The sequence below is a fragment of the Nostoc sp. NMS4 genome (assembly GCF_017115095.1).
Classification (GTDB): domain Bacteria; phylum Cyanobacteriota; class Cyanobacteriia; order Cyanobacteriales; family Nostocaceae; genus Nostoc.
Window position 1 is genome coordinate 21,692 of record NZ_JABXKI010000031.1, and the last position, 12,957, is coordinate 34,648.

Consider the following 12,957-nt stretch of genomic DNA (forward strand, 5'->3'; position numbering starts at 1 on the left):
TGAAAATATATCTTGTAATTATTCATCTTGAATTTCTATCTTGCTAATCAACCATTCTTCGATTGTTTTCCCGCAAGGTTCAGAACTTTGGCAATCACTGACGTTTTCTAGAGAATAATACATTTTTACTTTTTTGTTGACGTATTTATCTGGTTCGCAAACTTCAAAGACTGCACCGACACCTTCATATACTTTACCATTTTCATCGACAACATTAACGTAGCATTTTAAGTCTCCGTTTTGCATATCTTTGATCGTACCAACAATGGGGTTATCGTTTTTAATTTCCTTGGATTGATTGTTTTTAAGAGGTGTTTTTTCAGTTGATGCTGAATTAATCGGTTTTTTGTTATTATCTAATTTTATTTGATTTACAGAAATAGATTCAGAATTAACTTTGATAGCTGTTGTAGTATTTTCTGGATTCGCTTTATTCTGTTGAGAAATACTATTGCTAGAGTTACTGCAACTTACAATCAACATAGAACCAAAAAACAACGTGGTAGTGAAAATTGTTTTTTTCATTTTATATTAAGTTTTTGATGATTTTTCTTAGCGATCGCAATTTTATGTGTTGGAAGTTATAAATGACATCGTGATATTTGCTGAAAATACTCGGTGTTAGCTGCACTTTTTGTATATTATTCGGTAAACTGCTTAGAGAATGTTTGAAAAGTCTTCTTGTCGGTATGTATCAAATATTTTTTTACCCCACCCTAACCCTCCCCTTATAAAGGGGAGGGAACTAGATTCTCCGGTTCCCCCCCTTTATAAGGGGGGATTAAGGGGGGTAAGAATGCAATTAAAATCACAGCCAACGAGTTTTCAAACAACTTCTTAGAGGATGCCTTAATACTGATAAAATAATACTTAATTGAAGAATTCAGAATCAAGACGCTCTCTACGACTCGCTACTGCTGCGCTATCAGCTTTTTCGGTAACAAAAATTCATTCTGACTCCTGAATTCTGTTCGATAAACTGTAATTGCTAAATATTAATGCTTTGAGCATTAAATAAGTATTTAATAAAGTTTAGAAACTGTAAGTATTAATTTTGTGTTATTTCAAGGTTTTCTCAACTTAAACAAACCATTTGGCTGGACTTCTCACGACTGCGTAGCGCGGGTGCGAAAATTGTTGCACCTCAAACGTGTAGGACACGCGGGAACCTTAGATCCAGCAGCGACAGGGGTTTTACCGATCGCACTTGGTAAAGCCACAAGATTATTGCAATATCTGCCAGAAAACAAAGCTTACAAGGCTACGATTCGTCTGGGTGTGCGGACTACAACCGATGATTTAGAAGGTGAAATCATTAATTCTCAACCTTGTGCTGGATTGAGTTTGGCAGAGGTAAAAACTGCACTGGCACAATTTAAAGGCAAGATTGAGCAAATACCACCGAATTACAGTGCAATTCAAGTAGATGGTAAACGTCTCTACGACTTAGCACGTCAAGGTAAAATGGTGGAAGTTCCAGTGCGAATAGTGGAAATTTTTCACATCGAAATTTTGGATTGGAGAGAAGGGGATTTTCCTGAATTGGATGTGGCGATCGCTTGTGGATCTGGTACATATATTAGAGCGATCGCTCGTGACTTAGGTACAATCTTAGAAACTGGTGGCACTCTTGCAGCTTTGATCCGTACCCAAAGCAGTGGTTTTGATTTAACAGATAGTCTCACTTTCACCGACTTAGAAATTAAACTACAAAGTGAGACATTTCAACCTCTTACCCCTGATACAGCCTTACAACATTTGTTGTCTGTTACTTTACCTGCAACATCTGCTCAAAAATGGTGTCAAGGTCAGCGAGTTTCTCTAAATTCTGATATTACCGGAATAGTGCGAGTTTATCAAGAAGAGACTCGCTTTTTAGGTGTTGGACAATTAGAAGATGAAGTGTTAATTCCTCAAATGGTTTTTGAACCGATTTCTTGAAGAAGAATTTAGAAGTCAGAATTCTGACTCCTGAATTCTTTCTTGTTAAACCAAATAACTCGTATTTGGTACGATCGCAAAGAAGGCATACTCATACCAAGCAGTCCATAAGAAACTGCGAATCCATCGCTGGCGCTTGTCGGGACTCAATTCGTATTCAAACGCCCCACGAGATACATCAATGGAAGATAGGTGAGAGTTGCAACCGCAGCCATGCTGATAAGTAAAACCATATTGAGAAGCAATACTTTGCACCTTCATTTGGATAGCAAATACCTTACCTGCATGGAGTATGGCATCCCAAGAACGTTTATGCTCAATATCGCGTTGATCGAATCGCAAGGCACGTTCTTCAAAAACATGATCGCGGTAAATTGGTGCTAAATGTACATGATAAAAGCTAGCAGGTAGTTCATAACCAAATTCATTGAACAAATCTATGCCAATGCGAGCCACTTTTATTTCATCAGCATAGTCGATTCCTTTTGATTCCACATCGCGGAGAATTTCTGCAAAGTTTGGATAGCTGTGTTTGAGAAAGTCTTGCCCAAAAAACTCTAAAGTTTCCCATGCTAGTTGTGCAAATAGCTGGGAAAATGAGGGTATTAAGTGAGCTAGTTGAGGGCGGTCGCTAAATAAGTCAACATCACCACGTTCTAATTTATACAAAAACAACTGTGCCATCTCAACATAGCTTTCGGGTTGAGAAAGTCCGACACTCGTGGTTCCTCTAGCAATGTCTTGCCATATAGAAGGTAGTTGAGAAACATGAACCGCATTTTCTCCGGCAATGACTGCAACAGGAGGACATTCGAGAAGTTGCATCGACAATCTCCTTTAAGACTTTAATCTGTAATTTACCTTAAGCGATCGCTAAATCTATCTTCTCAACACAATTAAAAATGTTTGACAGACTGTCTTTTGACAACGACCGCAATTTTACTCTTGAAGAAGAATTCAGAAGTCAGAATTCAGGAGCGGAAGTGTTTTCCTCTACACTCAATGTTTTGATGAGGATCTTAGCTTAAATCTGATGGCAAGAAGCTGAACGATAATTTTTACAATGTGAGGCAGTACCGAGTTGAAACAAACGACGCTTAACTCATTGAAACGACTGTATGAAAAACTCGAAGTGATAACAAGAGAATTATACGACCTTGCCGAAATTGAGTTAGAGTTAGAAGATTTTGATGACGCTGGTTTATTCCAAACTAGAGCGGATATACTGTATGAACAAATGGAAAATTTGGATGCTGTAATCTCAGAGCTAGAAGGTTAAAAGATGATGGAAGAACTCAAAGCCAAAATTAAGGAGTTGGGTAAACGAGCAGCCGAGTTAAGCCGTCAATCCGTAGAAGTATCAAAAGTAAACCGGAAACAAGGACTTGATTTAATGCGACAAGCCAGAGATGCTAGTAAGCAATGTCAAGCATTGATACAAGAGTTGAAAAAACAACAAGCCGTTTAATTATTAGGTAAATTTTAGTAGTAGACTCTTAATCGCAACAACGTGGTTGACAGGCTATTCAGACGATGCTCCTAGTTACCTCGAAGCGATCGCTCCCGCTCCCTTAATATAGTTTATTTGTACTACTCAGCTACCACCTCTTATTACCACTTCGTCAATAATTTAGATGCGTTTGCCCTGTTTATACCCCTGTTTTCTTATATATTTTTTCACCCCTGACTAACTCTTCATAATACTGCTCATAAGAGGTGAACCTGATAGATTCTTGTCTTCCTAAACCCAAGATGCCAAATTTGCAAAGACTATTATAAAACAGATCGTGTACCCGCTTTTGAAGTATCTGATTAAAATATATCAGGACGTTACGACAAAGAATAACATTAAACTCATTAAAAGAACTGTCAGTTGCTAAATTATGCTGGGCAAAAACAATATTTTCTCTTAGAGATGAGCGAAAAATAGCACTGTCATAAGCGGCTGTATAATATTCTGAAAACGACTTCTTACCACCTGCTTTTAGATAAAGCTGAGTATATTCTTGCATCAGCTTCAGAGAGAAAATACCACTTTTGGCATTTTGTAATACCTTCTCGTTTGTATCAGTGGCATATATGCGACAACGGTGATAAAGTCCTTCTTCTTGCAGTAAAATTGCCATTGAATAGACTTCTTCACCAGTAGAGCATCCAGCGTGCCAGATCCGAATGAACGGATAGGTTTGTAAGAAAGGGATAACCTGATTTCTGAAGGTTTTATAAAAACTGGGATCACGAAACATTGATGTTACATTCACCGTCAGAGCAAGCAAAAATCTTTCTAAATAAACGCGGTTGTGGAGTAACCGCTCTTGTAATGCAGAAACATTTGCTAACCCTTCTAATTGCATGAAGCTCTGAATGCGGCGCTTGAGCGAGGAAAAAGCATAATCACGAAAGTCATAGCCGTAGTATTTATATACACCTTCCAATAGTAGGTGTATTTCTATGTCCTCCAAGATCGGTTTGGGTAGAGGCATAATATTCATAATTCATAGGTTTCAGTTTAACCAAGTGGCTTTTATTACTAAAACAGCGATCGCAATTATTGAAATTCCAGCTAGCCATCTAACCTGATAACGCAGATTTTTAATCTCTTGGCTCAGACTTTCTGATTGTGGTATAGCATACGGTTCCAGTTGTACAACTTCAATAGCTACTTGTTCGGTTGTCTTTTGAGGATTTTCAAAAGAGACTTGGGTGTGTAGCCAATTAGTAATCAGTTGGGGACAGTTCTTTTTAAACCAATTTAAAGCCAAAGTTCTAAAAACTGGTTTGGACATTCGCGCAATTAATTTCATCACCCTATTTAAGGGTTTTAGGCGAAGCTTTTGATTAATCAAATTGACTGAACCAACATCATAAAGACAATCCAGAATTAGTTTTACAGTGGCTTCTTCACTGTTAATTAGGTTTTGCAGTAAAAGCAGAACATCACGCATACGCTCTGCTTCCATATACTTTTCTGCCAAGTTTTCTGGAGGACTCACTGAAGGATTTACAGTTGGATTTAGGGTTTTTCGTCTTACTATCGTCATATTGGTAACATAGCAGTCATGATCACGTCAGTACACCTATCTACCGAGAGAAAGATTTTTTATCTAGAGAGAGAACTAAAAGCCAAAATTTATTCGTGAGAAACATGACTAGATCGTGTTTGTAAAAAAGCTATTTGTCTAGTTCTTATAAATCTTTTATTTACTGATGGGTAAATAAAATTTTTTATTTAGATGCTAACACCTCAATTTGTGAAATGACCCGTTCTAATTCCTCAATTATTATACTGCTTCCAGTCTTTTTAAAAGCATCTACAAGCGCCCGATAATACCAAAGAGTACCGTCTTTACGTCCTTGAAAACGCTCCCAAAGTGATTCGCCCAAAATGCGATAATCTTTGAGAATAGACTGGGCATTGTAAAGTTTATCAGCTAATGACACAAGCAGAACTGATGGGGAAGCCGTAGGAATATGAGCAATGTATGCCTCCTTACGCTGTCGCCAAGGGGGTTTGGGAGTTGTATCAGCGTCAGTACAACCATCTACAATTGCCGTTACATTGTCACCAAAGCGACGGCGAATTTCTTCTCGTGTTGCAGCCCCACCTTGATCTTCGATCGCATCGTGTAAGAGGGCTGCGATCGCTTCATCTTCATTAGCCCCATATTCTAAAGCAATACTGGTAACACCTAATAAATGGGCAATGTAAGGGACACCTGAACCTTTACGAACTTGGTTGGCGTGTAGTTGGGTGGCGTAGGTGAGGGCTGCGGTAAAACGTTCTGAAAGCATTGTATAAAAGGAGTCAGGAGTCAGGAATCAGAATAACTCAACTTAATAAATAAAGGATTTATGTCAATTTTATAACAAATCGCTCCCAGCGCAGAGGTAAGAAAGCATGAAAGGGGTATAGAGGTATTGAAATTTGAAATTAGATAGACAACATTCATATTTATATTCCATCGCCAGATAGATAAAACTCTGCTGTTAGTTTATTAAATTTACTCAAGGATGCGCTATTCAAATGTTTGTTGAAAAAACTTTTTCAGCTTCAAAATGTAACGATCGCAAATTTTAGGATAATAAATAAATGGAAACTACAGAAACAACGCAAACAGGTTCAACACCTTTTCCAAACATTCCACCAATTATTGAAAGTAACGACAGTGAATATCGTGATACTGGTGTACCTAGTACAGTGGCGATCGCTGGACATCCTCTACACCCGCTAAGTGTGATCTTTCCCATAGCATTTTTAGCCGCCGCTTTGGGAAGTGATATTGGTTACTGGTTAACTGGTGATTTCTTTTGGGCTAGGGCTTCGTTATGGTTAATCGGACTTGGATTAGCTGGAGGTATCCTTGCATCTGCGATCGGTCTTAGCGACTTTTTGAAAATTGAACGAGTCCGCAAGCGCGCCGCCGGTTGGACGCATTTGATACTTAACGTTTCTATACTAGTTTTATCACTCGTCAACTTCCTCATCCGCTTGGGTGACGCTGAATCCCAAATACTACCTTGGGGGCTGGTACTTTCGCTCATTGTTGGTACACTGACAAGTGCTTCTGGTTGGTTCGGTGCTGAACTCTCCTATCGCCACAAAATTGGTGTAGTGGGTGCTGGTAGCAGAAGATATCCTTAATTTTGCGGGGCTGCTAGATCCCCGACTTCTTGAAGAAGTCGGGGATCTAAACACCACTAACCTCTCAAAACTTTTGTGGTGAAAAAAAATACATTCTGTTAAATACTAACTACTTATATACACAAGTTTCAAAAAATTACAATTATACAAAAGATTGAAATTGCAATATATAATTTCATCCTAAATTAAGTTTAAAAAAAGTGCGCGAGCGGTAATTTGCAGACTTTAAAGTGTTTTAATAAAGTTATTACCCAAAGTTTAGAGAAGCAAAAACATGAAAGGTTTCAGGAAGTTATCCTCAATAGCAGTATTGCTATTTGCCTTTGTGTCTCCGCCCTCATTAGTTGAAGCGAAAGATATTAATCTAAGTAATACTCTGAATGAACAGAGCGTTGCGCCAGATGCCAACCTGATTGGAAATAAAACCGGAGAGGTTTTGATTGCTCAACGGCGATCGAGACGATACTATAGACGACGGGAAATGATTCAACGCCGATACCCCTTTGGAAGACGGCAGATAATCCGACGACAGCAGTTAAGACAACGGCAGATAATACGAGGACGGCAGCGTTTCGGAGAAGAGGGGATTATCCAACGACGGCAACGCTTCGGACGCGACCAAATTATCCGACGACGCTATTAGACATCGGAGTGAAAATGACGTAGGCGCATCAGTCGAGGGGCGTAAATAATTAAAGGTTTGTAGTGAGGGCTAAAGCATTGGTGTTAACTTAAGCTAGAAATAGCTTAACTGTTGGCTTTATAACCCGCCAAGAAATAAATTTCTTGGCTAATAGCTAAAGTCTACTGAAGTAGACTAAAGATTTTTGGGGATATCTAGTCATCTTTAGATGACTTTAACTATTAGCAAGGAACTTCAGTTTCTTGCGGGACATGACTTTTACGTTAAGTTGACACCTATGGGGCTAAAGCCCTCACTACGAACTAACCACCAAATAAATAAGTTATCCATAAACTTGATGTGCGTTACGGCTTAAGCCGTAACGCACACTACAATGGATGTTTTTTAATTGGAAGTCACTAATGGCTTGCCACTACCTCTCCTTCAAGGCGAACAAGTCGGTCTGCCAAAAGTTTTTCAAGGTCTTCTAGTGCCTTGGTAAAACCTTTAATACCTTCGTCTAGTTTGTCAGTTGCCATGCGATCGGCAGCGTGCATCTTGTCATAGCTAGCTTTGTCAATGGATATCTTTTCAATTTCCAGACTTGCTACCTTGGCAGGGTCAAGTTTGCGTGGCAGTTCTGCAACGGTTGATTGCAATTCAGCCAAAAGCGATGGCGAAATAGTCAGCAAATCACTACCTGCAAGTTCAGTAATTTCACCAAGATTACGGAAGCTAGCGCCCATAACCTCGGTTTTATAGCCGAATTTCTTGTAGTAGTTGTAGATTGTGGTGACAGACAAAACACCTGGGTCTTCAGCTGCTGGGTAGCTATCGCGTCCGGTATCTTTTTTGTACCAGTCAAGAATCCGGCCAACGAAGGGAGAAATTAGGGTAACGCCAGCTTCTGCACAGGCGATCGCTTGATGAAGACCAAACAACAAGGTAAGGTTACAATGAATACCTTCTTTTTCGAGAATTTCCGCAGCGCGAATACCTTCCCAAGTGGTGGCAATTTTAATTAAAACGCGATCGCGGCCAACTCCAGCAGCTTTATACTGAGCAATTAATTCCCGTGCCTTAGTCAGAGTAGCTTCGGTATCGTAAGACAAGCGAGCATCCACTTCTGTAGACACGCGACCGGGAATGATTTGCAAAATCTTTAATCCAAAGGCAACTGCCAAACGGTCAAAAGCTAGAGAAACTATCTGTGCTTGGGTAGCTCCGGCTCCAGCATCTTTTTTGGCTTGGAGTAAAGTTTGATCAACAATTCCCTGATATTCCGGCATCTGCGCCGCAGCAGTAATCAGAGAAGGATTGGTGGTGGCATCTTGGGGTTTAAACTTTTCAATTGCCTGAATATCCCCTGTATCTGCGACTACAACAGTCACTTCTCGCAATTGTTCCAGTAAATTCTTAGACATAAAATACTCCGTGATGAATGTTACAGGATTTACTTATTCCCTAGCGAATGCTGAGTGCTGTTAGCGGTAGCGGGGCGTTTAGCCCGTGCTGAGTTAGGAGTTAGGAGTTAGGAGTTTTGTTTATCTCCCTTATCTCCCTTGTCTCCCTTGTCTCCCTTGTCTCCCTCATCCCCCTCATCTCCCTCATCTCCCCAGCCTTATTCTAAGTGCCTTATGCCGAAATTGGCTGTCCAATGGAATGCACTTTGATTAAACTGGTTGTTCCTGATTTACCAATTGGAACACCAGAGGTAATCACCACTTTATCGCCCTTGTTTGCTAAACCCATGTCTACAACTCTGTTCACCACATTGGTAAACATCTCTTCAGCATTGTGGACTGGTGGAATCAGCAAAGGTTCCACACCCCAGGAAAGGGCTAACTGGCGATAAACGGTGATGTCAGGTGTTAAGGCAATAATCGGAGAAGTTGGGCGATATTTAGACACCATTCTCGCCGTGTTCCCTGAAGAAGTGTTACAGAGAATTGCCCGTGAGCCTGTTTCATAAGCGATGCGACACACTGATTCGGCTACAGATTCGGTGACGCTAAGACTACCTGCTTCATGACACCAAGAATGTCTGCTACCTTCATCTAAAGCTTGTTCTGTTCGCACGGCGATGTTGTGCATCATTTGCACTGCGGCGATGGGATACTGTCCAACAGCTGTTTCACCAGAAAGCATTACCGCATCTGTACCATCCAAGATGGAGTTAGCAACATCTGTAGCCTCGGCGCGGGTGGGATCGGGGGCGCTAATCATTGACTCTAGCATTTGCGTGGCTGTAATCACGGGTTTACCAGCCTGATTGCAACGGCGAGTTATATCTTTTTGAATCAGAGGGACTTCATGAATCGGCATTTCTACGCCCAAATCGCCACGGGCAATCATAATGCCATCGGCAACCTTGAGGATGGAGTCAAAGTCTTGTACTGCTTCTGCTCTTTCGATTTTGGCAATTAAACGGATGGAAGCGCCAGCAGCTTCAATCATCCTACGGGCGGGTTCTAAATCTTGTGGCGATCGCACAAAGGACACCGCTACCAAGTCTACACCCAACTGAATCCCAAAACGCAAATCCAGCAAGTCTTTTTCGGTGATTGAACTAACAGGTAGAGGTGTTTGTGGTAGGTTGACTCCCTTGTGGGTGGAAATTAACCCGCCAATTTTCACCAACGCCCGAATGCGATCGGCATCGCGATCGGTGACAATCAACTTGACGCGACCATCGTTAATTAAAATCGGTTCACCTGGTCGCATCATTGCGAACAAAGTCGGCAATGGTAGAGGTATTTCGTCAATACTCTCACCCTTTTCTTGCAAAACAAAGGTAACTTCACTACCAGCTTCCAGATTTAACCCTTCTGGTGGTAAAATACCCAAACGGATCTTAGGGCCACACAAGTCTTGCATAATAGCGATCGGCTTTTGCTGCTCACTACTAATCTGCCTGAGATACTGAGCAGTTTGCGCGTGGAATTCATAAGCTCCGTGGGAAAAATTCAGCCGTGCCACGTTCATTCCAGCTTCTACTAAGGCTTGTAACTTTTCAGGTGCAGATGTAGCCGGTCCAACAGTACAAATAATTTTGGTTCGACGCATAGGGATTAGGGGTTGAGGATTAACCTGCAAATTTGGAAGCTTTATACCAATTCGTCGTAATTCGTAATTCGTAATGACGCGACGCTCCTGCGTCGCTAACGCTTCGCTATCGCGGACTCGCTAACGCTGCGCTAACGTAATTCGTAATTAAGAGACTTCAGATTTTATTTGGGTTTCCCGGTTTAAACCTTTAGTCTTCTTTTGCAGAATTGGTATTATGCGAGGGCATCCAAATTCACACGTGCTTCATATCACTGGTTTGCTAAGTAAAGATACTAAAATGCGTTTTGTTTTCAGGTATTTCCCATTTGACCCAAATCCCAAGAGTCAAAAGTCAAAGGTCAAGTTCTAATGACAAATGACCAATGACTAATGACAAATGACTAATCAAACCACAGCTGCTGCCTGTGCGAGTTTTTCCTTCTGTGACATAGACAACATCAAGTCAATCACGCGATTTGAGTAGCCCCACTCGTTGTCATACCAGGCAATTACCTTGAAGAAATTGGGATTCAACTCAATCCCAGCACCTGCGTCGAAGATGCTGGAATGAGTATCACCTTGAAAATCTGTGGAAACTACTTCTTCATCTGTGTAGCCCAAAATACCCGTTAATGAACCTGCGGCAGCCTCCTTCATGGCAGCACAGATTTCCTTATAACTAGTGGCTTTGGCTGTTTTGAAAGTTAAATCAACTACAGAAACATCGGGAGTCGGAACTCGCAATGCCATCCCAGTTAATCTGCCCTTTAATTCTGGTAAAACCAGTGCTACGGCTTTCGCTGCGCCTGTGGAAGAGGGAATAATATTTTGGGATGCACCTCGACCACCCCGCCAGTCTTTCTTGCTGGGTCCGTCTACAGTTGGCTGAGTGGCAGTCATAGCATGGACTGTGGTCATTAAACCTTCAGTCAACCCAAAATTGTCATTAATCACCTTAGCGATGGGAGCTAGACAGTTTGTAGTGCAGCTAGCATTGGAGACAATGATATCCTTACTAGGGTCAAATAGGTGATGATTGACACCCATTAACAGGGTAGTAACTCTATCTGGATCTTTGGTGGGAGCGGAAATTACCACTCTCTTTGCACCTGCCTTCAGGTGGTTTGCAGCTCCTTCGTAGTCGGTAAAGAGTCCCGTAGCTTCCACGACATAATCTGCACCTAATTTTCCCCAAGGTAACTCTGCTGGATTCCTAACTGACACACAAGGAATAAAGTGTCCGTCAATCAGGATGCCGTCTTCCTTGGCTTCAACCTTGTGCTTTAATTGACCGTGGGTTGAGTCGTACTTTAATAGATAAGCGAGGTTATCTGGTGGTACTAGGTCGTTAATGCCCACAAACTCAATGTTGGGATTATCGATGCCAGCGCGAAGCACAAGTCGCCCGATTCGACCGAAGCCATTGATACCAACTTTCAATTTAGTCAAGATTAAACCTCCCGTTGTGGAAGTTGAACAAAAGGAGAAAGTTAAAAGTCAAAATAGATTGCCTTTTACTCTTTACTCTTTGATCCTGACAGTCTCAGTCAGCTAAGGCATATTTACTTGGCATCTTTTAAGGATTGGGGATTTAACTTCAACTGGTGATGTCCAGAATTTCCCAACTTGTCTACGAAACGCGATCGCTTTCAGAGGAAAACCTGTTGGGGATTTGGTTGCGCTTGGGTGATACGTTTCTTCACACGTTCCACCAAATTCCCCATCACTGTCAATTGCTCTTCTGGAGTCAGTTGCTCAATCTCGCTTAATTAACCTAACTCTTGTCAACTGCTGTAAATTTTACGCCCCGCTACCGCTAACAGCACTTTGCTATACATTGCGCCGTTTAACAATTACGGACGAGGTTTGACTAATAGTAAAGTAAGTAGAATAGTAGTATATTAAAAAATTGTAATAACCCTATGAATCCAGTAGTAATTAGACCCTCATCTTGGCTAACGACTGGTATTCGAGTCGAAAAAGTCAACAATCTCAATCTTTTCAAATTTACTGAAGAACTAGGTTCGCGTTTGCAAGAACTTCTGGATAAGAAAAAAGCTGATTTACTGACACCAGAAGAAGCCGCCGAACTAGAGGCTATTGGAGAATTAGACACAATTTTTAGCTACATAAATGCCACTATTGCATCTGGGTCGTGACAATTCCTAACAGTATCCAAGAATTTGTACGGAACCGCGCTAATTTTCGGTGCGAATACTGCCATTATCCAGAATTTCTTAGCACATCTCCCCTGACAATCGACCATATCAAGCCGCAATCTTTGGCGGGTTCGGATGATGTGGATAATTTGGCTTCTGCTTGTCGTCGGTGCAATGAACGCCACTATAATTTTACAGTCGGAATCGACCCAGAAACAGAGCAAGAAGTCTCCTTATTTAATCCCCGTCAGCAACAGTGGGCTGAACACTTTATCTGGTCGGCAGATGGGACAAAAATTATCGGCATTACACCTACAGGTCGAGCTACTTGCAACCGAATTGATTTAAATGATGAACGCCGTCCCGACCGCTTTATCCAAAAATCTCGGCAACTTTGGGTACAAGGTGGTTTTCACCCTCCCCGTTCTGACCCACGCCAAGAAAATCCTAATTCTTCAGGAGAAATTGTCTAAGGGACTTCCAACTAAAAAAATATCCTATCGCTCTGTAGGCATGGGGGCAGGGAGATGAGGGAGATGAGGGAG

Annotated in this window: 16 protein-coding genes; 8 read left to right on the forward strand and 8 right to left on the reverse strand. The window is 41.4% G+C overall.

Annotated elements, in window-relative coordinates; genetic code table 11:
* Nucleotides 1-18: 18 nt before the first annotated feature.
* Complete coding sequence (locus HWQ37_RS00990) at nt 19-525, reverse strand: hypothetical protein (protein ID WP_292742733.1); 507 nt, start codon at nt 523-525, stop codon at nt 19-21.
* A gap of 531 nt (nt 526-1,056) precedes the next feature.
* Between HWQ37_RS00990 and truB the strand changes: the two genes are divergently transcribed.
* On the forward strand, nt 1,057-1,941 hold the full coding sequence (gene truB, locus HWQ37_RS00995; RefSeq protein ID WP_292742735.1) for a tRNA pseudouridine(55) synthase TruB: 885 nt from the start codon (nt 1,057-1,059) through the stop codon (nt 1,939-1,941).
* Nucleotides 1,942-1,986: 45 nt separating this feature from the next.
* Here truB and HWQ37_RS01000 read toward each other — a convergent pair whose 3' ends face one another.
* Complete coding sequence (locus tag HWQ37_RS01000) at nt 1,987-2,766, reverse strand: hypothetical protein (RefSeq protein WP_292742737.1); 780 nt, start codon at nt 2,764-2,766, stop codon at nt 1,987-1,989.
* Between the two features lie 256 nt (nt 2,767-3,022).
* Between HWQ37_RS01000 and HWQ37_RS01005 the strand changes: the two genes are divergently transcribed.
* A complete protein-coding gene (locus HWQ37_RS01005; protein WP_292742739.1) occupies nt 3,023-3,220 on the forward strand; it encodes a hypothetical protein in 198 nt (65 codons plus the stop codon).
* 3 nt (nt 3,221-3,223) lie between these two features.
* The gene (locus tag HWQ37_RS01010; protein WP_292742741.1) at nt 3,224-3,409 is read left to right on the forward strand and encodes a hypothetical protein; all 186 of its coding nucleotides are present in this window, start codon (nt 3,224-3,226) and stop codon (nt 3,407-3,409) included.
* A 181-nt stretch (nt 3,410-3,590) separates the two neighbouring features.
* Here the strand turns inward: HWQ37_RS01010 and HWQ37_RS01015 are convergent, their stop codons facing one another.
* The 3 genes from HWQ37_RS01015 to HWQ37_RS01025 all read right to left on the reverse strand — a co-directional run bounded on the left by HWQ37_RS01015 (nt 3,591) and on the right by HWQ37_RS01025 (nt 5,733).
* A complete protein-coding gene (locus tag HWQ37_RS01015) occupies nt 3,591-4,424 on the reverse strand; it encodes a CheR family methyltransferase (protein WP_292742763.1) in 834 nt (277 codons plus the stop codon).
* 21 nt (nt 4,425-4,445) lie between these two features.
* Complete coding sequence (locus HWQ37_RS01020; RefSeq protein ID WP_292742743.1) at nt 4,446-4,982, reverse strand: hypothetical protein; 537 nt, start codon at nt 4,980-4,982, stop codon at nt 4,446-4,448.
* 184 nt (nt 4,983-5,166) lie between these two features.
* Entirely contained in the window at nt 5,167-5,733 is a 567-nt protein-coding gene (locus HWQ37_RS01025) for an HD domain-containing protein (protein ID WP_292742745.1), read from the reverse strand.
* Between the two features lie 298 nt (nt 5,734-6,031).
* Between HWQ37_RS01025 and HWQ37_RS01030 the strand changes: the two genes are divergently transcribed.
* Together HWQ37_RS01030 and HWQ37_RS01035 are read left to right on the forward strand one after the other, a co-directional pair.
* The gene (locus HWQ37_RS01030; protein WP_292742747.1) at nt 6,032-6,583 is read left to right on the forward strand and encodes a DUF2231 domain-containing protein; all 552 of its coding nucleotides are present in this window, start codon (nt 6,032-6,034) and stop codon (nt 6,581-6,583) included.
* A gap of 274 nt (nt 6,584-6,857) precedes the next feature.
* Nucleotides 6,858-7,226, forward strand: a complete 369-nt coding sequence (locus tag HWQ37_RS01035; protein ID WP_292742749.1) for a hypothetical protein — start codon at nt 6,858-6,860, stop codon at nt 7,224-7,226.
* A gap of 398 nt (nt 7,227-7,624) precedes the next feature.
* On the opposite strand, the gene HWQ37_RS01040 is transcribed toward HWQ37_RS01035, so the two are convergent.
* The 3 genes from HWQ37_RS01040 to gap form a co-directional block, all read right to left on the reverse strand.
* Entirely contained in the window at nt 7,625-8,629 is a 1,005-nt protein-coding gene (locus HWQ37_RS01040; protein ID WP_292742751.1) for a transaldolase, read from the reverse strand.
* Between the two features lie 211 nt (nt 8,630-8,840).
* Nucleotides 8,841-10,271 (reverse strand): pyruvate kinase, encoded by a 1,431-nt coding sequence (pyk, locus tag HWQ37_RS01045; RefSeq protein ID WP_292742753.1) that lies wholly within the window; start codon nt 10,269-10,271, stop codon nt 8,841-8,843.
* 387 nt (nt 10,272-10,658) lie between these two features.
* Nucleotides 10,659-11,702, reverse strand: coding sequence for a type I glyceraldehyde-3-phosphate dehydrogenase (gene gap, locus HWQ37_RS01050; protein WP_292742755.1), 1,044 nt, complete (start codon nt 11,700-11,702; stop codon nt 10,659-10,661).
* A 158-nt stretch (nt 11,703-11,860) separates the two neighbouring features.
* Between gap and HWQ37_RS01055 the strand changes: the two genes are divergently transcribed.
* The 3 genes from HWQ37_RS01055 (at nt 11,861) to HWQ37_RS01065 (ending at nt 12,885) form a co-directional block, all read left to right on the forward strand.
* On the forward strand, nt 11,861-12,022 hold the full coding sequence (locus tag HWQ37_RS01055) for a hypothetical protein (RefSeq protein ID WP_292742757.1): 162 nt from the start codon (nt 11,861-11,863) through the stop codon (nt 12,020-12,022).
* Nucleotides 12,023-12,175: 153 nt separating this feature from the next.
* On the forward strand, nt 12,176-12,412 hold the full coding sequence (locus tag HWQ37_RS01060) for a hypothetical protein (RefSeq protein ID WP_292742759.1): 237 nt from the start codon (nt 12,176-12,178) through the stop codon (nt 12,410-12,412).
* Nucleotides 12,409-12,885 carry an HNH endonuclease gene (locus HWQ37_RS01065; RefSeq protein ID WP_292742761.1) on the forward strand — a complete coding sequence of 159 codons (477 nt, stop codon included), beginning with the start codon at nt 12,409-12,411 and terminating at the stop codon, nt 12,883-12,885. The genes HWQ37_RS01060 and HWQ37_RS01065 overlap by 4 nt, the downstream gene beginning before the upstream one ends.
* The last annotated feature ends 72 nt before the right edge of the window (nt 12,886-12,957 follow it).

Coding starts and splice junctions, on each gene's coding strand:
- HWQ37_RS00990 (WP_292742733.1), bottom strand. CDS start 525: ATGAAAAAAACAATTTTCACTACCACGTTGTTTTTTGGTTCTATGTTG.
- HWQ37_RS01000 (WP_292742737.1), bottom strand. CDS start 2,766: ATGCAACTTCTCGAATGTCCTCCTGTTGCAGTCATTGCCGGAGAAAAT.
- HWQ37_RS01010 (WP_292742741.1), top strand. CDS start 3,224: ATGATGGAAGAACTCAAAGCCAAAATTAAGGAGTTGGGTAAACGAGCA.
- HWQ37_RS01015 (WP_292742763.1), bottom strand. CDS start 4,424: ATGCCTCTACCCAAACCGATCTTGGAGGACATAGAAATACACCTACTA.
- HWQ37_RS01020 (WP_292742743.1), bottom strand. CDS start 4,982: ATGACGATAGTAAGACGAAAAACCCTAAATCCAACTGTAAATCCTTCA.
- HWQ37_RS01025 (WP_292742745.1), bottom strand. CDS start 5,733: ATGCTTTCAGAACGTTTTACCGCAGCCCTCACCTACGCCACCCAACTA.
- HWQ37_RS01030 (WP_292742747.1), top strand. CDS start 6,032: ATGGAAACTACAGAAACAACGCAAACAGGTTCAACACCTTTTCCAAAC.
- HWQ37_RS01035 (WP_292742749.1), top strand. CDS start 6,858: ATGAAAGGTTTCAGGAAGTTATCCTCAATAGCAGTATTGCTATTTGCC.
- HWQ37_RS01040 (WP_292742751.1), bottom strand. CDS start 8,629: ATGTCTAAGAATTTACTGGAACAATTGCGAGAAGTGACTGTTGTAGTC.
- pyk (WP_292742753.1), bottom strand. CDS start 10,271: ATGCGTCGAACCAAAATTATTTGTACTGTTGGACCGGCTACATCTGCA.
- HWQ37_RS01055 (WP_292742757.1), top strand. CDS start 11,861: ATGTCCAGAATTTCCCAACTTGTCTACGAAACGCGATCGCTTTCAGAG.
- HWQ37_RS01060 (WP_292742759.1), top strand. CDS start 12,176: ATGAATCCAGTAGTAATTAGACCCTCATCTTGGCTAACGACTGGTATT.